Genomic DNA, 24988 nt, shown 5'->3' with positions numbered 1-24988 from the left:
AGTGCCACGGGAGCGAGCGCTGCATCCTAGGATGAGCGCATGGCGATGCCTGTTCTGGCTACAAAGCTCTTCGTGCCGCGACCGCGACCCCAGGCGATCTCACGGCCCCGCCTCGTCGACCAGCTGGGCGCAGGCGTTCGGGCCGGGCGAAAGCTGACCCTCGTCTCAGCGCCGGCCGGGTTCGGAAAGACCACGCTCTTCGCCGAGTGGATCGACCACACGCGCCAGCGGGATCCGCGGGTGCGCATTGCGTGGCTGTCACTCGACGAGCGCGACAACGACCTCGCCCGGTTCCTCAGCTACCTGGCCGCAACCCTGCATCAGGCCGAGCCGGGCATCGGCATCGGCATCGGTGACGGCACGGGATCGGGCACGGGCACGGGAACAGGTGAGGTCGACCCCAGCGCATCTGCCGAAGCAACCCTGACCGCGCTCATCAACGCGATCTCTGACGGCACCGCCGTCTCCCACGGGAACGCCAGCACAAACCACAAGCCCAGCCCCCTGATCCTCTTTTTCGACGACTTCCACCTCATCGAAGACGCCAGGGTGCGTGACGCGGTCGTCTTTCTGCTCGATCATCTTCCCGCCACGATGCACGTCGCTCTGTCGAGTCGCTCCGATCCCCTCCTCCCGCTGGCACGGATGCGGGCGGGCGGCAACCTGACCGAAGTGCGCGCGGCCGATCTGCGATTCACCCCCGACGAGGCAGCCGCATTCCTCGCCCAGGTGACGGGTCTCTCGCTCACCCCCGAGAATGTCGTGGCCCTCGAGACGCGCACCGAGGGCTGGATCGCCGGGCTCCAGCTCGCCGCGCTCTCGTTGGGTTCGTTACGCGACAGCACCGATGCGCCTCGCATGATCGACACGTTCATCGACGCCTTCACCGGCAGCAACCGGTTCGTCATCGACTACCTCGCCGAAGAGGTGCTCCACCACGTTCCCGATGAGGTCCGCGAGTTCCTCGGCCAGACTGCCATCCTCGAGCGTCTCAGCGGCCCGCTCTGCGACGCCGTGACCGGGCACACCGACAGCGCCGCGATGCTCGAGTCGCTCGAACGGGCGAACCTCTTCATTGTGCCTCTGGATGACCGGCGGCAGTGGTATCGGTATCACCACCTCTTCACCGATGTGTTGCGCTCGAGGTTGCTCGCGAATACCCCCTCCCCGACCCATGCACCCGACGACCGCGAACTGCACGCACGCCAACCGGACGTCGGTGAACTGCACATTCGCGCCAGCACGTGGTTCGAGCTGAACGGATCACCCGAAGAGGCAATCAGGCATGCTTTCGAGGCACCCGATTTCGAACGAGCAGCTCGTCTGATCGAGCTGACCATCCCGGGCGTGCGGAAGAGCAGGCAGGATTCGACTCTCCTCGCTTGGTTGGCGCGGCTTCCCGACGAGACCAAGGAGCGCAGGCCCGTGCTGCTCGTGTTCTCCGCCTGGTCATCGCTGGTCGCCGGTGACATCGCTTCGGTCGAGCGTCAGCTGGTTCAAGCGGAACAGCTGCTCGCAAGCAATGCCGATGGCAATGGCGATGGCAATGGCGATGGCGACGCACACGCCCACAGCTCAGAACCCGGCGGGGAGCTGGAGACACTGCCGGTGACGATCGAGCTCTACCGGGCATCCATCGCGTTGGCAACCGGAGACCAGGCTGGTCTCACGCTGCACGCCCAGCGAGCCTTCGATGCGACGGGCCCCGACGATCACCTGGGCCGGGGCGCGTCGGCCGGCCTGCTGGGTATCGCTTCGTGGGCGAGCGGTGACCTCGAGGCGGGCGTGAACGCGTTCGGGGCGTCGGCGACCAGCTTGCGCCTGGCGGGAAACCTCACGGATGCCCTCAGCACGACCATGGTGATCGCCGACATGCTGCTTCCCCTCGGCCGACTGCGCGAAGCTGAGAGAAGGTACGAGGATGCACTGCAGCAGTCGATCGGACATGCTCATGGCAGGCAGGGCAACGGCAGGCGTGACAGCGGCGGGCAAGGCAACAGCGGGCATGGCACCAGCGGGCAGCCCACGGCCGACCTCCACGCGGGCCTCGCCGATGTGCTGCGCGAACGCAACGAACTCGCGCTGGCGAAACACCACCTGGCGGCGAGCACCGAGCTCGGCGACGCCGCCCTCTCGCACGAACACCGCTACCGCTGGTTCGTGGCCACGGCACGAGTCCACGAGGCCGAAGGTGACTACGGGCTGTCTCTCGATGCGCTGGTAGAGGCAGAGCAACACTACCGCCGCGGGTTCTTTCCCGACGTTCGCCCGATCGGCGGGATGCGCGCACGCATCCACCTCAGGCAGGGGCTCGTCCCCGAGGCCCGCGCGTGGGTCGAGGAACAGGGTCTGGATGTCACGGATGAACCGCACTATCTCCGCGAGTTCGGGCACGTCACCCTCGCCAGGCTTCTGCTGGCCGAGCACTGGTTGAACCCTCACGGCGACTCCCTCGACAGTGCGCGGGTGTTGCTCGCTCGACTGCTCAAAGCGGCTGAAGACGGCCATCGGCTGTGTGTAGCCAGCGAAATCCTCGTGCTTCAGGCCCTCTCTTTCCAGGCCCTCTCTTTCCAGGCCCCCGCGTTCCAGGCCCCCGCTTTCCAGGCCCCCGCGTTCCAGGCCCCCGCGTTCCAGGCCCCCGCTTTCCAGGCCCCCGCGTTCCAGGCCCCCGCGTTCCAGGCCCCCGCTTTCCAGGCCCCCGCGTTCCAGGCCCCCGCTTTCCAGGCCCCCGCGTTCCAGGCGCAAGGCGAAACCTCGCTCGCGCTCGAGTCGCTCGAACGCGCCCTCGCGCTCGCCGAACCCGAAGGTCACCTGCGCCTGTTCCTCGACGAGGGAGCCCCGATGCTGGCTCTGCTCCGCGTTGCGGCCGACGCAGGCATCCGGCCTGATTTTGTTCGCCAGCTCACCATGGCTCTGCGCGAAGGCCCGGCCGTCACGGGCAGTTCAGTCAGTTCCGTCAGTTCGGTCAGCTCAGTCCTTCCGCCTCCTTCCGGCCAGACTGCACTAAACGGGATGCAGCGTGGGATACAGAGTGGGGTAGAGAGTGGGGTAGAGAACCGGATACAGAACGGAATACTGAGCGAACGCGAGTTGCACGTCCTGCGACTGCTGGCCACCGAGCTCTCGGGCCCCGAGATCGCCCGCGAGCTCTACGTCTCGCTCAACACCATGCGCACCCACACGAAGCACATCTTCGTGAAGCTCGAGGTGAACAGCCGCGCTGAGGCCGTTCGCCGAGGCGCATCGCTGGGCCTCCTTTAGCGCCCTGCTACCGCCACTCCACGTTCCCCCCTATAAGTTTTCCACCCACGTTCCCCACACAGCAGTCACCACACCACAATCACCACATGAACTCCCGATGTGGTGATGCCCCGTCACCACACGCATCCGTATCTTTCGAGTGTGCCCAGGCAAACACGCCCCGGCCATCTCGACTGAAGGAGCGTCACCCATGAACATCACCCCGCCCGCGATCACCCCCTCAGGCAGCACCCCCACCGCCTCCCCTGAAGCCGCCACCGCCGCATCCTCCCCCCAGGGCGCCTCCCCCAAGCGCACCTCGCCCAACACCTCTCCCAAGCGCACCTCCCCCAAGGGCATCACCCCCGCCGCGCTCACCCGAGTCAGCGCCATCGCGGCCGCCCTCGCCGGGCTGATCTACATCGTCATCCAGTTCATCCACCCCGCCGATGTTGTTGCGTCTCTCTCCACACCGCAATGGATGATCGTGCACGTCCTCAGCTTCACCGAAGCCGTTCTCGCGCTCATCGGCATCACGGGCATCTACCTCAGCCACGTGCGAAAACTTGGCGTACTCGGGCTCATCGGCTACCTGATGTTCGCTTCATTCTTCATTCTTCAATCGGCATTCAATTTCGCTGAGGCGCTCATCGCACCGCTGTTCGTCACGGCCGCGCCGCAGGTTTCCGTCGACTTCGTCGGCCTCTTCGGCCGCTACCCCGCAGTCACCGACCTCGGTCCCTTGGCTGCACTCCCCCAGGTCGGAGCCGTGCTGTACGTCGGCGGTGCGCTGCTGTTCGGTATTGCGATCATCCGGGCCGGTGTGCTTTCCCGTGGTGCAGGCATCCTGCTCATTGCTGCTGCCGCCATCACCCCCGTGGCTGGCGCACTGCTCCCTCACACGCTGGAACGCATGGCCGCCGTTCCCATGGGCCTCGCACTGGTGTGGCTCGGCATTTCGCTCTTCTCGAACGTCACGAAGATGACTGCCCAGAACGCTGACCAGGTTCATCTCGACCTCACGGTGCGATGAAGCCCAGCGCAATGGACCACAGTGCAAGCAACCACAGCGCAACCCACCACAGTGCGATGAGCGCCTACGAGATTCGCCTCGAAGGGCAGCTTGATCCCCGATGGAGCGACTGGTTCGAGGGCTTCACACTCACGAACGGAGCAGACGGATGCACCACCCTCACGGGTACCGTCGTCGATCAGGCTGCCCTTCACGGGTTGCTCCGGCGCGTCCGCGATCTGGGCGTGACACTCCTCTCCGTCAACGCGTTGGCCGGCGAGGAGTTCGCGCAGCTGTGATCACTCAGTAGTGATCAACGAGTAGCGATCACTCAGTAATGATCAACGAGCAGCGATCACCGACCAGCAGTCGCGCTCCCACCTATCCACGACCATTCGCCTCGCAGAAGGAGAACGTACGATGCCCGTCAACACCACTCGCGGTACCACCCCCGGAACGACCCCCAACGCGGCCCAAGCAACTCAAACAGCCCGAACGCGTTCGTTCCAGGCATCCACACCGGCCTCCCGATGTTCGTGGCTCGCCCCCGCCGGGCTGATTCTACTCAGCCTCATCCCTTTAATCGCGGGCGCTGTGCGAGTCACCGAACTGAGCGGAGGTGCCGCTGAGACCGTCGCAAACTCACGGTTCATCGACTCGCCCATCCCCGTGTTCGTGCACATCGTGAGCGTCACAATCTTTAGCCTGCTCGGCGCGTTCCAGTTCGTTCCTGCACTGCGACTCGCTCCCACACTGCGACGCGCGGGGCACCGCTGGCACCGCGTGTCCGGCACCATCCTCATCCCGGCAGGGCTCCTGACGGCGCTCTCCGGAATGTGGATGGTCGTCTTCTACCCCCACCCGGTCGGCGACGGCCTCGCCCTCTCCGCCCTCAGGATCCTGTTCGGTTCCGCCATGGTGGCGGGCATCCTGCTCGGTATTCGTGCGATCACTAGACGAGACTTCGTCTCCCACGGCGACTGGATGACGCGTGCCTACGCCATCGGAATGGCCGCCGGCACCCAGGCCATCCTCCTCATCCCGGGCGCGCTCATGTTCGGCAAGACCCACGAACTCTCGCGGACGATTCTGATGGGCGCAGCCTGGGTCGTCAACCTCGCAGTGGCTGAGTTGATCATCCGTCGTCGCGCTCGCAGGGCGAGAGGCGTAGCGTTTACCCATGTGCCGGAACATCCATACACTGCATAATTTCGAGCCCGCCGCCACCGACGACGAAGTACACGCCGCTGCACTGCAGTACGTGCGCAAGATCAGCGGGGTCACGAAGCCGTCGAAGGCCAACACCGAGGCATTCGAACATGCTGTCGCCGAGATCGCTCACCTCTCGCGTCATCTGCTCGAGGATCTCGTGGCGACGACTCCGCCAAAGAACCGCGAGATTGAGGCTGAGAAAGCCAAGGCCCGATCGGCGAAGCGGTTTGCCACGGCGTGAGCAAACGCGTCACAGCGCTATCGCGTGCTCGCGCCTGTCACAGCTTCGTGCGTGTCACAACGTCCGCGTGCACGTCACTGCGTGGGCGTGCACGTGCGTGTGCACGTCAGAGCGTCAGAGCGTCAGCAGACGTTTGACGTAAATCAGACCTCGACGGCCAGCTCGTACACCTCGTGGGTAGGATGCCCGGCCTTCTCGTGCACGCGCATCACAGCCTCTTTGGAAGGGCCCGTCGAGAGGCAGAAGACCTTGCCCGACTTCGGGTCGAGCCATGCCTTCTCGAAGTGCACACCCTCCGCAGCTTCGACGTCGAGATCAGCCTGGTGAGCAGCGGCGAGCTGATCTTCTGTGACTCCGACGAACCCGTCGTGCACGTCCATGAACTGTGGCATCGTCGAACCTCCTTGTTCTGCGGCCCAGTGTTATGCGGCCCAGAATACTCCCGCCATTCCGCCGCCGCCAGCACCGATAACTGAGGCAAAAGATTCAATCCAGCACGTACATCCGAGCCTCTAGACTGTGCCGATGAAGGTGGCACCCGCTGTGCGACTGCGCCGTGAGGCGTAGGGGTTCGCAGCCGGATCACTGCTGTTCCTGCTGGGTGCGGTTCCGTTCTTCCAGCAGGCAGTCGGTGACATTGTCGTGAACGCAACCTTCTTCGCCGGGTCGCTCTTCTTCACGACAGCGGGTTTCATCCAATTGAGCCTCAGCGGAAAGCGGCCTCCCTCACGATCCGTGAACCGACCCGACACCTTCGACTGGTGGGCAGCCGCCGTGCAATTCGCTGGCAGCCTGCTGTTCAACGTCAGCACGGTCTCCGCGCTCATCGTCTCCGTGAACGCCGCATCACGCCTTCACGGAGGATGGCGCCCCGACGCATTCGGGTCAGTTGCCTTCCTCGTATCGAGTGCGCTGGCCGTCGTCGCAACAACAGAGCGCGATTCCCTCTGGGATCCCCAAGCCAGAGCGTGGCGATGCACCTGGCTGAACATGTCCGGCTCTGTGCTCTTCGGCCTGTCGGCCATCGGCGCGTACGTGCTCCCCTCTACCGATGACCTGCTGAGCCTGTTCTGAGCAAACGCCGGCACCTTCGCTGGCGCAGCATGCTTCTTCACCGCAGCCGTGCTGAGCCGACCAGGTCGGAGCTCAGCCGAATAATGGCATCACAGCTGCGTTCATCGTCATCGTCATTGTCATTGTCATTGTCGTGTTCGTCGCCCGGTGCAGGGTCGGGGTGTTTGTGTCCAGTCGATCTCGGGCGGCGGGATGATGTGCGGTGCGCCGGCGCGCATGACGAGTTTCCATCGGCTCTTATGCACGTTCGAGTGATGAAAATGACACAGCAGCACCCCATTGTCAGTATCTGTCCGGCCGGGTAAGTATCCCTTGTCGCGCCAGTCGACAACATGATGGGTTTCACACCACGACGGAGGTCTCCCGCAGCCCGGCCACACACACCCGCCGTCCCGGGCGGCGAGGGCCCGGTTCTGCGCCGGAGTGAACAACCGTTTCGTCTTCCCGTGCTGCAACACCCGCCCCTCACGCATCAGCGTCGCAATCACATCCCCGTGACACAACAGCTGCTCAACGGTTGATACCGGGACGGGCTGGTCAACACCGTCGACCCAGCCCACACCCCGACCCTCGACGATGTTCTCGAGGGTGACGTGCACGTTGACCGTCGGACGCGCCCCACACAACACCGGCATGTCGGGTAACCCCGCGACCCGGTCGATGTACGCCGTAAACCCATCAGCGAGCAACTGCTCACGACTACGAGTGTCCGCCAACACCGGGCTCACCTCATCGTTGGTGTCGTTGGTGTCGTCGGTGTCGTCGGCGTCGAAACGCGGGCCAGAAGATTCACCACTGCGCGAAGGAGCGCCACCGCCGCTAGGCGCACGATGGTCATTCGGAGCATCGCTGTCACAGTTCTTGTCATCGGGGCCGCCGAATCGAGGCAATCTCGGGCTCAGGATGGTTTGGGCGATGGCCTGCCACTTCGCACCCTGCACCGCCGTCAACAGACCACCGACCTTGAAACTCCCGTCAGCCTGCTGCCGCAACCACAAGCCGCGCTTGTCCTCCAACTCCTTCGCGGTCGGCTCGGCACCATCAGGATCCAGATGCCCCTGCCACTGCGCCACCATGATCGCCACCTGATCCGCCGACAACCCCAGACCCACATCTGTCGTCGGGTCAGCGGCGAGCACCACCATCCGTTCACACTCATGAAGATCCGCACCGAACCCCACCCGTTTTGCCGACTCCCCGAGCATGCGAGTGATGACGTGGGCACTGTCAACGCCGAGCCGGCCAGAACGCAGAGCCTCCTGAACGGAAGGGAAACTACTCTCATTCGGCAACCCCACCGCAGACATCGAGGACCTAACCGCCGTACCGAGTCGCACCCGGCCTGCCGCGGTCTTCTTCGACACTCCCGTCAAGCTACTGATCAGCGACACGACATCTGCGCACCCGTGCTTCACCGTCAACCTGTCATCACCGTGTTCATGTTTGGATCGTTCGGCAAGCTCCCCGGCCGCCTCGACAACGATCCCCTCCGCACATCGCATCAACGCCTCACCAGCCACCGCCCAGGCAAGGAGCTCCTCCCCGGCAAGCCCACACGGCGCGGCAGCCCCAAACCCACCAGACAACACCACCGCCTCCACCGCCGACCGCAACGCAGAAGCCCGAGGGTCATCCAAGCCCTCAGGCGACGACCCGGAAGATCCGGCAGCTGGTGTGTTCATACCCCCATTCGAACACCAGCCACTGACAATCCCTCACTAAACGACGGCCTCCACCAACACCAGTACACAACTACTTCCCCACCCCAAATGTGCAGGACAAGACTGCGTTTTCACAAGGTGAGCGCCACACTTCAGCTCCGCACGGCGTCACTCACTCCCGAAGGCCGACGCACGAGCCGCTTGAGAAGCGCCACCGCGAACGCCACGACCCAGCCCACAGCAAACAACAACACGACACCGACCGAGACCGCGAGATCCGGCGTGCTGTTCCACCAGCTCGGCTCAAAAAGCGATGCCCCGGTGCGCCCTGGCACCACGACCACGGCTATGAAGACAGTGGCAATCGTAACGAACCCTCCCACAAGGAGCGGCATCCACCTGCCGACACGCGACGGGCGAGGCCGTGCGAGAGCGAACACGAGCCACCCGAACATCAGTAGCTGAACAATCGGAAGCGCGACCATCAACAACGGCGCTGCCGAAGTGAGCGCGTCGACCGAAGCCGGCGAGTCGGTCGTGCCGACGATCTTGTGAAGCAGCGCCGTCGTGAAGCGCGACAGTTTGTCCTGGTCTGTACCGAGGGCGTAATTGCTCAACACAACAACGCCGAGGCCCATCGACGGCGCGAACGCCAGATACGACATCGACCGCTCCGTACTACCCGGGTGCTCCCACAACGTCGGCAGGCTGGGGTCCAGACCGTTCTCGTCATTGTCGTGCAACTCCCAGAAGGGGCGAACGTACCAGCCGCTCGCGTACTGGCTGTACTGGTCCACCCGGGTCAACGGCGTGCGAGACGCTTCGAGCGTCGACGCGTCGATTCCGGATGATGCACCCAGCTGTGCCTGCAAGACACGTGTGAGATCCGTCGCGGTCGAGGTGATGAACGCAGAGGGTGCACCCATCGGCCACCATGCTCCTGGGGTTGCGGTGCTGAATGCGCCGAACCACGGGTAGTACCCGTCAGCCAGCCCCCTTGATTGAGCGACACGTTCATCACTCGTGGTCGACGTCAACCGGAGAGGCACCACCACCAGAGTCTGGAGCGCGTCTTCGAAGGACAGTCCGGTGATGTGATCGATGATCGCGCCGAGAATCGTATAGTTGGCGTTTGAGTACTCGAAGTCAGCCCCCGCCGGCCCGACAGGTTGCGATTGCAGCACTCGTCGGGTCTCGTCGTCGATTGACGTTACCGACGGCCACGGGTTGAACTCTTCATCGCCCTCGTGCGTACTGATTCCTGAAGTGTGGCTGAGCAGCTGTGCAATGGTTACGCCCGCGAACGGACTGCTCCCGCCGCTCAGCTCGGGTAGGAGCGCGCCGACCGTGTCCACAAGAGTGACTCGGCGCTGCACGATCAGCTGCTGCACGGCCAGAGCAGTGAACTGTTTCGACGTCGACCCCAGCGCGAAGGGGGTGTTGATGGTGACCGGCCGACCGGCGGGCCCGGCGCTCCCATAGGCTCCCTCGAACATGACCACGTTCTTGGAGAGCACGACGACCGCGACACCCGGCAGACCGAGATCAGATCGTTGCTGCTGCACAAAACTGTCGAGCTCAGCAGCGGTCGCAGGTGACGTAGACCTATCCACTGCGAGGCTCGGCGCAGCGAACGACGTGAGAACCAGCCCCGCCAAGGCGGCAGCGAACACCCGGCGTCGAAGGCCTCGACGACGCGACACGTTGTGGCGGGCTGGCGACCGCATTCCACAACTGTAATCAATTGCCGCGGAATTCTCACCGTTTCGAACGAGTCGACCCTGCAAACACCAACCCCACCCATTCAGCCAGGGCAGAGATCCTGCTTCGTTACCGAGGCCGCGTCGTGTGATCGGCACGAGGGCAACGCCGTTGCTCTTTGGGGCGGGCAGGGCATTTAGCCCTAGCCACCCCAAAGAGCGGCGAATGAGTTCTACATTAGGGTGCTCAGGATCGTCGCCATTTCCGTGATTTCAGCAGACTGACTGGTGACAATCGAGCTGGCAAGGTTGATCGCGTCCGGGTTCTTGCCCTGATTGATTTCGGTTTTCGCCATGCTGATGGCACCTTGATGATGGGTTGTCATTTGAGTGAGGAACAGTTTCGCTGCGTCGGTGCCGGAGGATGCGTCGAGGGCAGCCATCTCGCTGTCAGACATCATGCCTGAGTCCATGCCCGACATGCCCGACATTGAATCCATCGGGCTTCCCCAGGTCGTAAGCCACGCAGTCATCTCGGTGATTTCCGGATCCTGTGCCGCTTTGATGCGGGTTGCGAGATCGGTTACCTTCGGATCGATTCCGCTCTTCCCGAGGATTGTGTCGGCCATATCGATGGCCTGCTTGTGATGAGGAATCATCCCCATCGCGAACGCGACATCGGCGTCGTTGAAGGCTCCTGTGTTCCCAACTGATACGGAGGGTGTGGACGAGGGTGTGTCCATCATCCCGCCGCTCATCGTCGTATTCGTTTCTGTCGTTGCGCAGGCGGATAGAGCAATCGTCGCGACGAGAACGCCGACGAGGGCGAGGCTTGAACGTACTTTTAGCATGAGTTGTTTTTCCAATCAGTAGAGGGGTGATTTTCAGCGCGCGGAAGTTCCCGGATTGCGGGCGTGCTGAATCAGGTCCTACTGATGGAAAGTGCGTTCAAATCTGGTGGCGGCATCCCGGCCACGGCGGTCGCGGCGAGAACGAGCCACCGACCGCGTAATCGTGTACGAAAACTCGACCATCGCCGGGACGTCGTGATCGCAAACATCAGTCCGGAGATGAGCAATGCGAGCACGCATGCCATACCCGCCATGGCGTGCGTCGGGTCGCACATTCCATCGCAATCAGTGGCTGTCATCGCCTGGGTGGGAGCGGCCATGCCGTGATCGATTGCGTGCGCACCTATGTCAGTGGACATGGGCACCGCAGTGTACATGTGCCCGTCGGAAGCCGACGAGAACGTGTGCATCGCCAACAAGCCAACGAGTATTGCACCGACGAAGGTCAGCAACATGAGTGTGCGTCGAATCGCAAGTCGATGGAGGGTGAGCTTTCTGAGACTGCTCAGCGTCATCAGCACCACAATCGACCACCGGCGCAGCGAGGGATCTCCGCCCTGGTCATACTCATCGTTACCCCACGACCAGGGTGTAACCCGCTTCGACGACAGCATCGCGAACCTGTTCGACTGGCACTGGGCGGTCGCTGACGACCATGATTCGGGAGGCCGCGCCCGCCTTCAGGTCAACGCTCACGCTCTCGACACCGTCGATGGCCGAAACCTCTTCCGTCACGCTTGCGACGCAGTGGCTGCAGGTCATGCCCTCGACGAGGTAGTGCTCACGCGTGACGTCGGTTCCGACCGGCGCGAGATGCGTACTGCTGGTTGCTGCAGCGTGAGAATCAGGGCCACACGCGCACTCGTGGTTCTTGTCGGTCAGACCAATGTCGTTGCTCATATGGCTGGTACTGCACATGATCGCTTCTCCTCATAGATGTTGGTTAGTGCTGGATGCTGTCAGGACCGCACCAGTCGTGCGATAGCGGCGGACGCTTCGCGAATCTTGTCGTCAGCGACCGTGCCGCCTTCGCGGGCAGCTTCCGCGACACAGTGCGCCAGGTGGTCGTCCAGTAGTGCCAACGCTACGGTTTCGAGCGCCTTGGTTGCAGCAGACACCTGGGTGAGAATATCGATGCAGTAGGTGTCTTCTTCCACCATCCGGTGGATGCCCCGCACCTGGCCCTCGGCCCGTCGAAGCCGCTTCAACAGATCCTCTTTGTTGTGCGCGTAGCCGACCATCCGAAACCTTTCAACATACCCCTATGGGGTATTCAATCTATGCTTGAGATAGTGACTTGTCAAACCGTGACTCGCGTCAGCCCGGACGCCCTGCACGCACTGGCTCTTCCTCTTGGTCATCCCTTCGTGAGGCCGGAGTCTGTTCGGCAAATACTTCACCTGCACTGATTTCAGGGCGGAGATCAAGACGTCGAAGAAGCTGAGCGTTCAGGGCAACGACCACAGTGGATGCTGACATGAGCAGGGCCCCGACAGCCATCGGGAGGATGAATCCGATCGGCGCGAGAACACCCGCAGCCAACGGCACCGCGATCATGTTGTAACCCGCCGCCCACCAGAGGTTCTGCTTCATCTTCCGATAGCTCTTTTGGGACAGTTCGATCACGGAGAGGACCGACCGGGGGTCGTCGCTGGCGAGGATGACACCGGCAGATGCGATGGCAACGTCGGTGCCAGCGCCGATCGCGATTCCGACATCCGCCTGGGCCAGTGCGGGCGCATCGTTCACCCCGTCGCCGACCATCGCGACTTTGCGGCCCTCTTTCTGCAGCTCGATGACTTTCGCGGCCTTGTCTTCGGGATGGACGCCTGCGAACACCCTGTCGATGCCGAGTTGGGCGGCGACGGACTGGGCGACAGCTTCAGCATCTCCGGTGATCATGACGACCTGGATACCCAGCGCGTGAAGCGCATTGACCGCCTGCCGCGATTCCGGTCTGATTTCATCGGCCAGCGCGATGGCGCCCACGACCTGGCCATCGCGAAGAACGTGCAGGATGATCTCCCCGTCGTTCTCCCACGCTGAGGTCGCCGCCATTGGTGCGGCAGCGTGGGAACCTAGCATGCTCGGCCCGCCAACGCTGATCTTCTTACCGTCGACGGTTCCCGTGACTCCGACCGCGGTCGAGGCTTGAAAGTCTGTGGCCCGAAGACTGGTGAGGTTGCTCGTCTTGGCCGCGGTGATGATTGCTTTGGCAAGCGGGTGTTCGCTGTCGCCCTCGACCGCGGCTGCCCAGGAGAGCAGTTCCTCTTCTGAGACTCCATCCACGACGGCGACCTTCGAAACGATGGGCTCGCCGCGGGTCAAGGTGCCTGTCTTGTCAAAGAGCACGGAATTCACCGTGCGCATACCCTCCAAAGCAAGCCGGTCCTTGATTAGCACTCCACCCTTGGCAGCGCGCTCCGTCGCAATCGACACAACCAAAGGGATGGCTAGACCCAGCGCATGCGGGCAGGCGATGACCAGGACTGTCACCGTGCGGATGACCGCGTCATCCGGTGCGCCAAGTGACGTCCAGACAATGGCTGTGATGGCGGCTGATCCGAGCGCAAACCAAAACAGCCATCCTGCAGCGGTGTCGGCCAGTCGCTGGGCCTTGGACGTGGAATTTTGGGCTTCGCTCACAAGATGTTGGATGCCCGCCAAAGCAGTATCGTCGCCGACAGCCGTCACGCGCACGCGCAGCGCATTGTCGGTCGCAACCGTGCCAGCAACGACATGTGAGCCGACGCTGCGACTAACAGCCCGCGACTCACCCGTGATCATCGATTCATCGACGTCAGCTGTGCCTTCGGTCACCTCACCGTCGGCAGGAACCCGCCCTCCTGGGCGCACCACCACCAGATCACCCACCACAAGCTCGGATGACGATACCGTGACGGTACTCTCGCCATCGACCCTCTCCGCTTCGTCCGGGAGAAGCGCAGCCAGCGATTCCAACGCAGTCGAGGTCTGGGCGAGGGAACGCATCTCGATCCAGTGCCCGAGAAGCATGATCACGATCAGGAGCGCCAGCTCCCACCAGAAGTCGAGCTGGTGATCCAGCAGCCCCAGGGTCGCACCCCACGAGGCAAGAAACGCAACCGTGATCGCCAGCGCGATGAGCAGCATCATTCCGGGCTTGCGAGCCTTCAACTCCGCGACCGCGCCCACCAGGAACGGGCGTCCGCCCCAGACGTACATCACCGTTCCGAAAACGGGCGAAATCCAAGCCACGAATGGGAAGTCGGGCAACTGATAGTTCAGGATCATCGCAAACATGCTGCTGAAAACAACAACGGGCACGGCAACGATGAGCATGACCCAGAACAGGCGCCGGAACTGACCGACGTGATCTCCGTGACCGGAGTGACCGCCATGACTCGAATGATCCATGCCGCCCTGACCGCTCATCTTGTGCTCTGCCATTGCTTCGTGGTGGTGAACCTCGGGCGCATCGATTGAGTGCTGGTTGTGTTGACTCATGCACTCACTGTATACCCCGTGGGGGTATCTGTGAAGAGCGGCAAACAGATCGCTAACATGCCTTTGCAGGTCAGGCGGAACCCAAATGCTTGACGCGTTCGAGGTACTCCTCGGTTGCGATGTCGCCCCTGGCGTAGCGCTCATCTAGAACCTGGCGCGGGGTCCGAGTACCCACAGGCGAAGGAGGGGCGGCCTCGGCGTGATGTGCCCGCCCGGGAACAAGCCGTACAACGACGATCACCGCAACGACGATCAGAACCACGAACGCTGCCCCGACGAGCCAGCCCCAGCCCATCATGTTGTATCCGTATCCCCACATGGCCACGTCTCCTCGTCTTCGCAAGCGTGTGCGTTTGCGAGCTTCTTCCAGGTTTCCAACCATCCAAAGACCGTGCCAGAGTCTTTGGTCCCGATCCATCGCGACTGCTACGGGTCGGGCGCTGATCGAGGTCCCCTTGCCTGACCGTTTCTCAGCCGAGCACTGCCTCGGCTATCGAAACACCCTGGTCAGGATGCGTTCTGAACAATGGGCAGAAGGGCGGCGGGCGGAGATTCTTCCCAACAATCGGTCCGCGAGACAGCACTGAAATGTTCCGGTCGACCTTCCGATCGCTATTCCGGTTAGTGCCCCTGGAGGGACTCGAACCCCCAACCTAATCCTTAGGACGGACTTGCTCTTCCATTGAGCTACAGAGGCTGACCGCATGAGTTTACAGCCCGCCGGCCCCGAGTCGAGAATCGGGGCCAGACCGGCCCGGGCATCCGGATGACACGGCAGCACCCCTCGGGTTGACGAAATGCCGCGGCACGCTCCCGCCTCTCACCCACGGGGATGTTAGACATGTGACTGGAGTTGCGGCTGTAATGCTGCGTGCCGAGCCCTAGAGGATCTATGAAGACACCATCCCGCAGAAGACCCACTCGTCTCACGCGACTCCGGAACACAACCGTCGGGGTCATGGTCATCGTTCTCACCGTCGTCAGCACGGTTCTCGGCGCCCCCGCTGCCTATGCGACCGACTACCCGAGCTGGGACGACGTGCAGGCCGCACGGGCAAGCGAATCGGCAAAACAGGGCGAAGTCGATGCGATCACCAAACTGATCGCCGACCTCCAGGCGAAGGCTCTGGCTGCACAGGCGCTCGTGGCACAGCGTACAGACGAAGACGACAAAGCACAGGCCGCCCTCAGCGCGGGCCAGAGCAAGGCAGACTCCCTTGCCGCGAGCGCCGCATCGTGGAAGACGAAAGCCGACACCTCTAGTCGCCAGGCCGCCCTCATTGCCGCCACCTTCGCGCGCTCGGGCGGCGGCAACAACATCACCAGCCTCCTGCTCGGCAGCGATGCGACCCAGGCCAGTGACCTGCTCTCGCAGCTCAGCTCGATGGGCAAGCTCAGTGAGACCATCTCGAACATTTACAACCAGGCCAAACAAGACGCGAACACGGCCCAGTCGATCAGCGAGCAGGCCACAGTGGCGAAGGATGCCCTTGCCGGCCTCGCAGCGGCAGCCCAGGCTGCGCTCGAGCAGGCTGGGCAGGCTCAGCGCGACATGATCGCCGCGCTCAACGAGCAGACGGCGCACGAGGGTGAGCTGCAGGCGCAGTTGGCTTCTCTCCAGTCGAACGTCGCGACCACAGAAGAGCAGTACCAGGCCGGCGTTGCAGCGGCAGCCGCCGCGGCGGCGGCCGCCGCTGCCGCTGCTGCAGCCGCCGCCGCTGCCGCCTATGAGAACGGTGGTGTCGTGAGCGTCGGCCCCGTCTCGGGCGACGCTCAGGCCCTGGCCGAAGAACTCATGGGCTATGTGAGCGCGGGCCGGTTCCACGGTTCGTACCCCGACCACATCTTCGAGATCGCGTGGATCGCACAGGGCAAGTCCGTGGCGAACTGCGGCATCGACGTGGTCATCCTCCAGGCGATGGTTACCGCCGTGCGAACGTTCGGCAGCGCAGGCGTGAGCGACATCAGCCGCCGCTGCACCGGTCAGATCGAGGGCGCTGGTACAGCATCCGCTCATTACCGCAACGGTGGCGGCCACGCCGTTGACTTCACTTCCGTCGGCGGGTCAGGCGTGACGGGTGCGAACAACGCATCGATCAACCTGATCAAAGCACTCGACCCGATCATGCCGTACGGCTCAGGCCTCGGGCAGCGCAATTGCCGCGTGAATGCGGGAACAGAGATCGGCTTCCGCAACTTCTCAGACTTCTACGATACCTGCGACCATTTGCACATCGACGACTTTTAGCCCGACACGCACCGCACGATATCCGGCCCGACCACAGGCTCGCTCACCGGCAAAAAAATACCGAGATACACGAAACGCCGGTGTGTTGCTACTGTTAACGCTGATGTTGGTGTTATAGGAGTTGCGAGTGTGACTTCTGTTACTCCTGTGACAGTTGTTACTAGTCTCGAGGCCCGATGAAGTCACCCGCCACACCGCCCACGATGAAGACCGTGGCGCCCTGGCGGGTTCTGCTCGTCGGTCTGGCCGTCACGGGTCTTGCCGTGGCGAGCAGCCTCACAGCCGGCAGCCCGGCATTCGCAACGAACTACCCGAGCTGGAGCGACGTCGTCGCAGCTCGTGACAACGAAGCCGCCAAGCAGGCGGAGATCGCGCAGCTGCAGTCGCTGATCTCGGGTCTTCAAACGCAGGTCGACGCAGCCCAGGCCGTGGCAGACCAACGCTGGTCAGAGAACCAGCAGGCGCACGATGCCCTCGCCGCGGGAACTCTCAAGGCAGATCAACTGAAGTTGCAGGCCACGGATGCCGCCACGAAGGCCGCGACCTCACACAAGCAGGCGGCCGCACTGACCGCCCAGTTCGCCCGATCGGCAGGCACCGACCTGTCGATGCAACTGCTGGTCTCCGGCGACAAGAGTGACAACTTGCTCTACCAGCTCGGTGCGATGAGCAAGCTCAGCGAGACGTCGAAGAAGATCTTCAGCCAGGCCACCCAGGACGCAAACTCTGCACAGTCCCTGAGCGACCAGGCCGACGCCGCAGAGCAGGCACTGACTGTGCTGGCGGATGCTGCACAAGCCTCTCTCGCGGACGCCGTCGCCGCCCAGCAGCAGGTCAAAGCCACCTTGCTCGAGCAGTACAACCACGAATCCGAGATGACAGTCCAGCTCGCCGCGCTCACCACCGGGGCGATCACCACCGAAGCGGACTACAACGCCGGGGTCGCCGCCGAGGAGCAGCGCAAAGTCGAAGCCGAACAGGCTGCGGCCGCCGCGGCCCAATCTGCCGCTGCCGCACAGGCAGCCCAGGCCGCGCAGAACCCGCCGAGCTCGAACACCGGTGGCTCCAGCGATTCGGCAGGCAGCTCCGGTGGCTCCAGCGGTGGATCGTCAGGCGGATCGTCAGGCGGCGGCTCCACGGCGCCCGTCACCGATGCCCCCACGCAGCCGTTCGACGGTAATGCCGTCGTCGCCTACGCAGAACAGTACGTCGGTGTCGTTCCCTACAGCGCGGGAGCCTCCCCCAGTGCTGGATTCGGTTGCGACGGCCTCACCCAGTGGGTGTACGGGCACTTCGGCATCTCCCTACCGAGACTGGTGAGCCGCCAGACCGCGATGGGTGTTCGCGTCTCCTCCTCTGAGGTTCGCGCGGGCGACCTGGTCGTGTGGCCAAACGCCCACATCGGCATCTACGACGGGCACGGCGGCGTGATCCATTCGCCCGATTGGGGGCGTTACGTCACGCACGCGCACGGCCTCTGGGGAAGCTACTTCTTCATTCGAATCGTGTAGGGCCGTGCATCCTGCAGTGCCGTGCATCTTGCAGCAACCGCGAACTCAGGCAACTGCGAACTCAGGCAGCTGAAGCTCAGGCAGCTGACTGCAGATAGCCTTCCCACTCCGGTAGCGCGCGTTCGACGCCACGCACGAACCAGCCGGCGTGGTGCGGCATTCTGGGCTGCGAGTTCATCGACCAGCCCATCTCTGCAGGCGTCTTGTCACTCTTGATGTTGTTGCAGCGCAGGCAGCAGGCGACCAGGTTCTCCCAGGTGTCTTTGCCCCCCCGCGAACGCGGCTGAACGTGGTCAACCGTGGTGGCGCCCTGGCCGCAGTACACACAGCGCTGGTTGTCGCGGCGAAGCACTCCGCGGCGACTCACCGGAACCTGCCGTGACGACGGGATCTTCACATAGCGCGTGAGGAGGATGACCGAGGGGCGCTCGTACGCACCCGACGCTGCCCACACCGGCGCGTCTTCGTCACTCTCAACGATTCGCGCCTTGTCATTCATGACGAGCACCAGCGCCCGGCGAAATGAAACGACCCCCAGCGGTTCGTAGCCCGCGTTCAGTACCAACGTTCGCATGTTCTCCCTTTCGAAAAGGCCTGGCCGGCTGCCAGACATTCGATGTTGCGAAGATCGTTCATCGGGGTCTACGGGGTGATGATGCGCGCCGAACGGGCACAAAAAAAGGCGCTGTCACAATGACAACGCCTTACCCACACGCACGGTGGCAGTGGTTTGTATCCGATGCTGAAGCACGCAGGTGAGTATTCGCGCGCGAAGAAGGCGGTCACCCGTGGTTGGGATGCTGCCTTGACCGTTCACGAACTCTCCCGTGGACTCGAGAAAATATCTTTGGCACAGGCTAACAAACAAATCGGTCGCTGCCGTACACATCGCGGGTTCTGTCGGCAAGCTGTAACCGCGTGTTCACGAACGGCCCATCGCACGGCTGGACGAAAAAACGCTGCCGTTGCCCGAGCAGAAGGTGCTCAGACCCCGCTCAGCTGCGCACCACGCGCACTGATGAAGTCGATGTGCAGGTGGCTGCACGAGTCAGCGAACTCCGAGATATTGACGAACCCCGAACCGGATGACCGGCACCCCGCCTGACCCACGTTGGTGTTTGCGGGCACCAGCGGGTCGAGCAGTCGCAGCAGCTTCATGGAATCCGAGTCTCCACCGGTGAGTGAGTGACCGTTGAGAATGTAGAAGTCCAGGGCATGACCACCGCCGGAGCGGTAGTGCGGGGAATTCGTGCCTGCACCCTCGATTTGACCGGTACACAATCTGTTGATGTCGCTCACCCCGACCTTGTCGAAGTTGTCGACGGCGACCTTGATTGTCTGCAGGACGCGGAAGTCCACACCGCAGTTCGCAACGGCCTGTCCGCTCGCGAGATAGCCGATCTCCTTGATGTGATCGGGCCGGGATCCGACGAGCTTTCCCGAGGCGACTGCCGCCATGAGGTATGAGGCGAGTGCCTGCACTTCGGGCGACACCACTGCTGGGTAGGCCGAAGCCGTGACGGCACCGGTCGACGAGAGTTGCAGGGTCGCGGCAAGCTTGGCGGCCGCTGCTGCAGCTTCGGCAGCCTTCTTCGCCTTGAGTTCTTCCTGGCTCGGCGCCTGGTAGTTGTCTCGGCTGATGATGAGTGAGCTGCCTGCGCCGCTCTCCATGCTCTGTTGGCCGGCGGTCAGGGATGCAGCGCCTTCGTACGGGTCGAAGGCGCCGTTGGTTGTGAAGGCGTAGGCCGGGAGTGACATCGTTGCGATAAGGGCAGCGGCAAACGTCATGACGACGGCGCTGACCAGCGAACGCTTCGTGACGGTAGGCCTCTTGATGCTGGGCTTCGTGACGCTGGGCCTCGTGACGCCGGACTTCGTGACGCTGACCTTGTTCGCGGTAACCCTCGCTGCTACAGGGGTGCTCGACGAGACATGGACGCTCGGGGAAACGGTCTCAGCCCGAGTGACTGGCACGCCCAGCCCGATGGGAGCAACGGTAGCGATCTGAACGACGGGAGCCGTTGGGACTACAACATGGTGTGCAACCACCGGCGTGTCTGTGGAGTCCGGCGTGGTGCTCAGAAGCTGACCCAGCGCGGCGGCGGCCGCCTCTGCCTCGCGCCGCTCGCGGCGCGTTGCGAATCCGTCAGTCACAGATCAACCATACGAGTGAGGGGACGGATGGCTCAGATACCCAGACGAACGAAGTAGTAGCTGCCCCACACCGGTCGGTACTCAACGAAGCGACCCCAGTCAGGCGAGTCGATCATCTTGCCGCCGCCTGCATAGATTCCCACGTGTCCGATCGAGTAGATCATGAGGTCGCCCGGCTGCGCATCTGCTGCCGAGATACGGGTTCCCGCAGCGGCCTGGTTGCTCACCGTGCGGGGAAGATTGATACCGAACTGCTTGAAGACGTACTGGGTGAGCCCATCGCAGCCGAAGCTCGTATCGGGGCTGGCGCCGGAGCCGTAGGGGACGACGCCGACGAACTGCATGGCGTACGCGACAACCGCAGCGCCACTGTAGGGGCCTGACGGCGGATTGAAGGCGACACCAGACGCCGTCGTCGCTGCGGTGCTGGTCGTCGACGAGACGGCAGCGACCTTGAGTGCGGCTGCCTGTGCCGCAGCAGCTGCCGCCGCGGCAGCAGCTGCTGCGTCTTTGGCGGCCTGGAGATCTTCTTTGGTGGGTGCCTGGTAGTTGTCGCGGTTCACCGCAGCGTCTGTCGCAGTGGCATCGACTTCGAGGGTCTGCTGGCCCGAAGCAAGAGCCGCCGTCTTGGCAGTCGAGGGGTCGAAGGCGCCGTTCATGCTGAACGCGTACGCGGGCAACGCCATCGTTGCGACGAGTGCCGCTGCGGCCGTCATGACCACAGTGCTGATGATCCCGCGCTTGGTCGGTTTGCCGATGCGGTGCTTCTGACGCGGCTGCACTGCGGCGATCTGCTGGGTCGAGCTAGCCGGCCTCGCAGCCATCGCTGAACCTGCAGGTTTTGGACCTGCAGGCGCTGAAAGGGCGGGTGCTGAAACGGCAGGTGTTGAGAGGGAGCGAGTCTCGGGGCGGTGCCCGTTCGTCTCGGCAGAGGCGGCTTCGCGAAGCGAGCGCCTGGTCTGCGGCAGACTGGCTGAGCTGGTACGTGGCTCAGGGTTTTTCGGGTTGTTCTTCTGCTCGTCTGAGCCAAGCTGGTCGCTCGAAAAAGTCAAAGTGTGTTCCTCCGGCACTATGCGGCATCTAGGTATGTCGCCTCGCCATGGCGGTGTCGCTCTTCGGGAAAAGAGCACCGCTTTCGGCTAGTTTTCTGTGTCTCGATAATGTCGTGTGACCGTTCTCACGGCCCTCCGGACTTGTTCGAGGATACGGGAGGCACCAGCGTTTGTCACCCCGAAACGGCGAATTGCAACAAATTGGTAACGAACACTTTTCGTTCAGATGCCGACGAAGATGTGGCTCGCCACTTCGTTCGGCAGCTCGAGGCCCTGCGAAAATCCTTCGACCTCGACAAGTACATAGGAGCCCGCGGCAGAGAACGCTGCGCGATTGCCCGGCACGACGCCCGACTGTTTCAGTTGCAGAAGCAACTCGGGGTCGACCTGAGCCGGTTCGCCCAGCCTCTTGATCGTCTTCGTCTGCGCGCCCACTGCGCCGTGGACGAGCGTCACGATGTTGACGACTCCCCGGGTGAAGGGCACAGCTTCGACGTCGCCGAGCTCTTCGAGGCCGGGAATCGGATTGCCGTATGGCGATTCGGTCGGATGATCGAGCATCTCCAGAATCCGTCGTTCAACCTGCTCGCTCATCACATGCTCCCACCGGCATGCCTCCTCGTGCACGAACTCCCATTCGAGCCCGATCACATCGCTCAGCAGCCTTTCGGCCAGGCGATGTTTGCGCATCACATGGATCGCCTTGCGTCGGCCGACGTCGGTCAGCTCCAGGTGGCGGTCTGTCGACACCACAACGAGTCCGTCGCGTTCCATTCGCCCAACGGTCTGCGACACCGTCGGACCGGAATGACCCAGGCGCTCTGAAATCCGGGCGCGCAGAGGATTGATGTTCTCCTCTTCGAGCTCAAGGATCGTGCGAAGGTACATCTCGGTGGTGTCGATCAGGTCTGCCAACGGCCGCTCCTTGCTCTACGTGGCGCGCAGAGTACAAGCCTACTGTCACGGTTGAATCCGAAGTGCCTGCGATCGGTAGACTTCGGGTCATGCCTGACGTGACCATTCCCTCTTCGCTCCTGCCCGCCGACGGTCGATTCGGCTGCGGCCCGTCGAAGATCCGCGCTGAACAACTTGCTGACTTCCAGGTTCGCGGGGCATCCATTCTCGGCACCTCTCATCGTCAGGCACCGGTCAAGAACCTCGTCGGCAGCGTTCGCTCGGGGCTCACGACTCTCTTCTCACTGCCTGACGGGTACGAAGTTGTGGTCGGCAACGGCGGCTCGACGGCGTTCTGGGACGCCGCGGCCTTCGGCCTCATCGACCAGCGCAGCGAGAACCTGACCTTCGGCGAGTTCGGTGCGAAGTTCGCGACCGCCGCGGCCGCACCGTTCCTCACAGCACCCCACGTGATCAAAGCCGAAGCCGGATCCCGCAGCGAGGTGGAGGTCATCGAGGGCGTCGATGTCTATGCCTGGCCGCACAACGAGACGAGCACGGGCGTGATGGCACCGGTCAAGCGGGTGCATGGTGATGAAGGCGCACTCACTGTCATCGACGCCACGAGCGCGGCCGGCGGCGTCGACTTCGACATCACCGAGGCAGACGTCTACTACTTCGCACCACAGAAGAACTTCGCGTCTGACGGCGGGCTGTGGTTCGGGCTCTTCTCCCCCGCCGCCATCGAGCGCGTCGAGCGGATCGCGGCCTCTGGCCGGTACATCCCCGAGTTCCTGAGCATCAAGAACGCCGTCGACAATTCTCGTCTCAACCAGACGCTCAACACTCCGGCTATCAGCACCCTCCTGTTGATGGACAACCAGGTGAGCTGGATCAACGACAACGGTGGACTGCCCTGGGCCTCGGCCCGCACGCTGGAGTCGTCGTCTGCGCTCTACGACTGGGCGACAGCGTCGACGTACGCGACGCCGTTCGTCGTCAACCCCGAGCACCGCTCGCAGGTCGTCGCCACGATCGACTTCGACGAGTCGATCGACGCTGCGGCTGTCGCGAAGGTGCTTCGTGCCAACGGGATCGTCGACACCGAGCCGTACCGCAAACTCGGTCGCAACCAACTGCGAGTTGCAACGTTCGTCGCCATCGATCCGGCCGATGTGAGGGCCCTGATCGCCAGCATCGAGTACGTGGTCGAGAATCTCTGAGCTGACCTGGTCCGAATAGAGAAAGAGCCTCCCGGAATTGCTTTCGGAAGGCTCTTTCTTCGTTTGCGTGCCTGAATCAGTACGTGCGGTCGAATTCCGTGTCTTCGTCAGGGCCTGTGCCGGTCTGGTCGTTGTCGGTGTCGCCATCGGGGCTCTCACCCGAATCGTCGAAAGCCCCGACCAGGCTGTCTTCGATCAGCTCAGCGGTGTCCTCGCGCGAGGCGACCAGTCGGCCCACGTCGAGCTCACCATCGTCGAGTCCGTCAATGTCTAGCCCCTCTTCGGCGATGGTGTCGATGTCGATTCCGTCTCGATCCCTGCGCAGGGCACGGGCCGCGATCTCGCTGGCGTCGATACCTTCATCGTCATCGTCATCGTCATCGTCATCGTCATCGTCATCGTCATCTACGTCGTCTTCGTCTTCGTCTTCGACATCGGTTTCCTCATCATCGGATGAACCCTCATCGCCATCATCGGATTCGGACTCGTCGTCGCGCTCTTCGTCGTCGTCATCGTCATCGTCGTCGAACTCGCTCTCCGAGTCGTCGACGATCGCGTCGGCCGTCAATCTGTCGGCCCACGGGACCCACTCCGGCGAGAGAATCGAAGTCTCACCCGGCAGCAACTCGACCTCGAGCACGGTCGGTTCGGTCTCGTCACCGACCCGCGACAGAGTAGCCGTCCAGTGCCAATCCGGATAGCCGGCGAGCTTCGAAGCGAAGAACAGGCTGAGCACGTGCTCACCCTCGACGTGGTGGCCGATGAATTCACCGATGGATGCGGCGGGGGTCACCTCTGCGAGCGCGCCGCGCGCCAGATCGACAGAAGCCAGCAAGACCGCATCCGGCTCGAAGACGCCAGGTTCATCGGCCGCAATCCGTTCTTCGGCAGCAATCGGTTCTTCGCCGCCAGCAGTGTTCTCGCCCACGGGGGCATCGCCCACCATCGGTGATTCTGGCGCTGGGCTCAGCGCTGAGGGTTCTTCCCCCGCGGCGATGCCGTCGGTTTGACTGACCTCTGTTCCGTCAGACACGAGCTAGGCGTCCAACTCGTCTGCGACCTTGCGAAGGAGCGCCGCGATCTTGCGGCTGTGAGCAGAATCGGGGTAACGACCACGCTTGAGGTTGGTGCCGATGCCATCGAGAACCTTGACAAGATCTTCGATGATGACGGCCATATCATCGGCCGGCTTGCGGCTGAGTTTGACCATGCTCGGCGGAGCTTCGAGAACACGCACCGAGAGCGCCTGCACCCCGCGCTTGCCGTCCGCGATACCGAATTCGAGCTTCGTACCCGCCTTGACAGTGGCCCCAGCGGGCAGGGCTGACGCGTGCAGAAAGACTTCCTGGCCATCATCTGAGCTGATGAAGCCAAAGCCCTTCTCTTCGTCATAGAACTTGACCTTGCCGGTAGGCATGTGTGGATCTCC

25 protein-coding genes and 1 tRNA gene are annotated in these 24988 nt (G+C 63.1%); 9 read left to right on the top strand and 17 right to left on the bottom strand.

What is annotated here, in order from left to right:
• Positions 1 to 39 precede the first annotated feature (39 nt).
• The 5 genes from JOE66_RS05745 to JOE66_RS05725 all read left to right on the top strand — a co-directional run bounded on the left by JOE66_RS05745 (position 40) and on the right by JOE66_RS05725 (position 5705).
• The gene (locus JOE66_RS05745; RefSeq protein WP_205107567.1) at positions 40 to 3261 is read left to right on the top strand and encodes a winged helix-turn-helix domain-containing protein; all 3222 of its coding nucleotides are present in this window, start codon (positions 40 to 42) and stop codon (positions 3259 to 3261) included.
• A 190-nt stretch (positions 3262 to 3451) separates the two neighbouring features.
• Complete coding sequence (locus JOE66_RS05740) at positions 3452 to 4273, top strand: hypothetical protein (RefSeq protein ID WP_205107565.1); 822 nt, start codon at positions 3452 to 3454, stop codon at positions 4271 to 4273.
• Positions 4270 to 4551, top strand: coding sequence for a DUF8691 family protein (locus JOE66_RS05735; RefSeq protein ID WP_205107563.1), 282 nt, complete (start codon positions 4270 to 4272; stop codon positions 4549 to 4551). Before JOE66_RS05740 ends, JOE66_RS05735 begins: the two co-directional genes overlap by 4 nt.
• Before the next feature lie 121 nt (positions 4552 to 4672).
• Positions 4673 to 5461 carry a DUF2306 domain-containing protein gene (locus tag JOE66_RS05730; protein ID WP_205107561.1) on the top strand — a complete coding sequence of 263 codons (789 nt, stop codon included), beginning with the start codon at positions 4673 to 4675 and terminating at the stop codon, positions 5459 to 5461.
• Positions 5433 to 5705, top strand: a complete 273-nt coding sequence (locus tag JOE66_RS05725; protein WP_205107559.1) for a DUF2277 domain-containing protein — start codon at positions 5433 to 5435, stop codon at positions 5703 to 5705. Before JOE66_RS05730 ends, JOE66_RS05725 begins: the two co-directional genes overlap by 29 nt.
• A 143-nt stretch (positions 5706 to 5848) precedes the next feature.
• Here JOE66_RS05725 and JOE66_RS05720 read toward each other — a convergent pair whose 3' ends face one another.
• Both JOE66_RS05720 and JOE66_RS17130 read right to left on the bottom strand, forming a co-directional pair.
• Entirely contained in the window at positions 5849 to 6097 is a 249-nt protein-coding gene (locus JOE66_RS05720) for an SCO4226 family nickel-binding protein (RefSeq protein WP_205107558.1), read from the bottom strand.
• Between the two features lie 120 nt (positions 6098 to 6217).
• Entirely contained in the window at positions 6218 to 6400 is a 183-nt protein-coding gene (locus JOE66_RS17130; RefSeq protein ID WP_239518237.1) for a hypothetical protein, read from the bottom strand.
• A 40-nt stretch (positions 6401 to 6440) separates the two neighbouring features.
• Here JOE66_RS17130 and JOE66_RS17125 point away from each other — a divergent pair, with 40 nt between their 5' ends.
• Positions 6441 to 6779 (top strand): hypothetical protein, encoded by a 339-nt coding sequence (locus JOE66_RS17125; protein WP_239518236.1) that lies wholly within the window; start codon positions 6441 to 6443, stop codon positions 6777 to 6779.
• Positions 6780 to 6904: 125 nt separating this feature from the next.
• Here JOE66_RS17125 and JOE66_RS05710 read toward each other — a convergent pair whose 3' ends face one another.
• The 9 genes from JOE66_RS05710 to JOE66_RS05670 all read right to left on the bottom strand — a co-directional run bounded on the left by JOE66_RS05710 (position 6905) and on the right by JOE66_RS05670 (position 15174).
• Positions 6905 to 8461, bottom strand: a complete 1557-nt coding sequence (locus tag JOE66_RS05710) for an HNH endonuclease signature motif containing protein (RefSeq protein WP_205107556.1) — start codon at positions 8459 to 8461, stop codon at positions 6905 to 6907.
• A 131-nt stretch (positions 8462 to 8592) separates the two neighbouring features.
• A complete protein-coding gene (locus tag JOE66_RS05705; RefSeq protein WP_205107554.1) occupies positions 8593 to 10167 on the bottom strand; it encodes a serine hydrolase domain-containing protein in 1575 nt (524 codons plus the stop codon).
• 206 nt (positions 10168 to 10373) lie between these two features.
• A complete protein-coding gene (locus JOE66_RS05700) occupies positions 10374 to 11006 on the bottom strand; it encodes a DUF305 domain-containing protein (RefSeq protein ID WP_239518235.1) in 633 nt (210 codons plus the stop codon).
• A gap of 56 nt (positions 11007 to 11062) precedes the next feature.
• Entirely contained in the window at positions 11063 to 11605 is a 543-nt protein-coding gene (locus tag JOE66_RS05695; RefSeq protein WP_205107552.1) for a DUF6153 family protein, read from the bottom strand.
• Positions 11565 to 11891, bottom strand: coding sequence for a heavy-metal-associated domain-containing protein (locus tag JOE66_RS05690; RefSeq protein WP_205107550.1), 327 nt, complete (start codon positions 11889 to 11891; stop codon positions 11565 to 11567). The genes JOE66_RS05695 and JOE66_RS05690 overlap by 41 nt, the downstream gene beginning before the upstream one ends.
• 59 nt (positions 11892 to 11950) lie before the next feature.
• Positions 11951 to 12232, bottom strand: a complete 282-nt coding sequence (locus JOE66_RS05685) for a metal-sensitive transcriptional regulator (protein ID WP_205107548.1) — start codon at positions 12230 to 12232, stop codon at positions 11951 to 11953.
• Positions 12233 to 12308: 76 nt separating this feature from the next.
• Positions 12309 to 14477 carry a heavy metal translocating P-type ATPase gene (locus JOE66_RS05680; protein WP_372435477.1) on the bottom strand — a complete coding sequence of 723 codons (2169 nt, stop codon included), beginning with the start codon at positions 14475 to 14477 and terminating at the stop codon, positions 12309 to 12311.
• A 70-nt stretch (positions 14478 to 14547) separates the two neighbouring features.
• Positions 14548 to 14796 (bottom strand): SHOCT domain-containing protein, encoded by a 249-nt coding sequence (locus JOE66_RS05675; protein WP_205107546.1) that lies wholly within the window; start codon positions 14794 to 14796, stop codon positions 14548 to 14550.
• Between the two features lie 306 nt (positions 14797 to 15102).
• Positions 15103 to 15174: transfer RNA gene (locus JOE66_RS05670), tRNA-Arg, on the bottom strand.
• A 195-nt stretch (positions 15175 to 15369) separates the two neighbouring features.
• On the opposite strand from JOE66_RS05670, the gene JOE66_RS05665 reads away from it, so the two are divergent.
• Positions 15370 to 16725 carry a coiled-coil domain-containing protein gene (locus JOE66_RS05665; protein WP_205107544.1) on the top strand — a complete coding sequence of 452 codons (1356 nt, stop codon included), beginning with the start codon at positions 15370 to 15372 and terminating at the stop codon, positions 16723 to 16725.
• A 176-nt stretch (positions 16726 to 16901) separates the two neighbouring features.
• The gene (locus JOE66_RS05660) at positions 16902 to 18236 is read left to right on the top strand and encodes a C40 family peptidase (protein WP_205107542.1); all 1335 of its coding nucleotides are present in this window, start codon (positions 16902 to 16904) and stop codon (positions 18234 to 18236) included.
• 76 nt (positions 18237 to 18312) lie between these two features.
• On the opposite strand, the gene JOE66_RS05655 is transcribed toward JOE66_RS05660, so the two are convergent.
• The 4 genes from JOE66_RS05655 to JOE66_RS05640 form a co-directional block, all read right to left on the bottom strand.
• Entirely contained in the window at positions 18313 to 18810 is a 498-nt protein-coding gene (locus JOE66_RS05655; RefSeq protein WP_205107540.1) for an HNH endonuclease, read from the bottom strand.
• A gap of 410 nt (positions 18811 to 19220) precedes the next feature.
• Entirely contained in the window at positions 19221 to 20390 is a 1170-nt protein-coding gene (locus JOE66_RS05650; protein ID WP_205107538.1) for a hypothetical protein, read from the bottom strand.
• Between the two features lie 32 nt (positions 20391 to 20422).
• Positions 20423 to 21214 carry a C40 family peptidase gene (locus JOE66_RS05645; protein ID WP_205107536.1) on the bottom strand — a complete coding sequence of 264 codons (792 nt, stop codon included), beginning with the start codon at positions 21212 to 21214 and terminating at the stop codon, positions 20423 to 20425.
• 450 nt (positions 21215 to 21664) lie between these two features.
• Complete coding sequence (locus tag JOE66_RS05640; protein ID WP_205107534.1) at positions 21665 to 22357, bottom strand: iron-dependent transcriptional repressor DtxR; 693 nt, start codon at positions 22355 to 22357, stop codon at positions 21665 to 21667.
• Positions 22358 to 22446: 89 nt separating this feature from the next.
• Between JOE66_RS05640 and serC the strand changes: the two genes are divergently transcribed.
• A complete protein-coding gene (gene serC / locus JOE66_RS05635; protein ID WP_205107531.1) occupies positions 22447 to 23559 on the top strand; it encodes a phosphoserine transaminase in 1113 nt (370 codons plus the stop codon).
• Between the two features lie 76 nt (positions 23560 to 23635).
• Here the strand turns inward: serC and JOE66_RS05630 are convergent, their stop codons facing one another.
• Positions 23636 to 24592 (bottom strand): DUF3027 domain-containing protein, encoded by a 957-nt coding sequence (locus tag JOE66_RS05630; protein WP_307827068.1) that lies wholly within the window; start codon positions 24590 to 24592, stop codon positions 23636 to 23638.
• Positions 24593 to 24595: 3 nt separating this feature from the next.
• The gene (locus JOE66_RS05625) at positions 24596 to 24976 is read right to left on the bottom strand and encodes a cold-shock protein (protein WP_205107530.1); all 381 of its coding nucleotides are present in this window, start codon (positions 24974 to 24976) and stop codon (positions 24596 to 24598) included.
• Positions 24977 to 24988 lie beyond the last annotated feature (12 nt).

The sequence above is a fragment of the Subtercola frigoramans genome (assembly GCF_016907385.1).
GTDB classification, from domain to species: Bacteria; Actinomycetota; Actinomycetes; order Actinomycetales; family Microbacteriaceae; genus Subtercola; species Subtercola frigoramans.
Note: the sequence above shows the minus strand (reverse complement) of the source record. Positions and strands in the feature narration are given on the sequence as shown.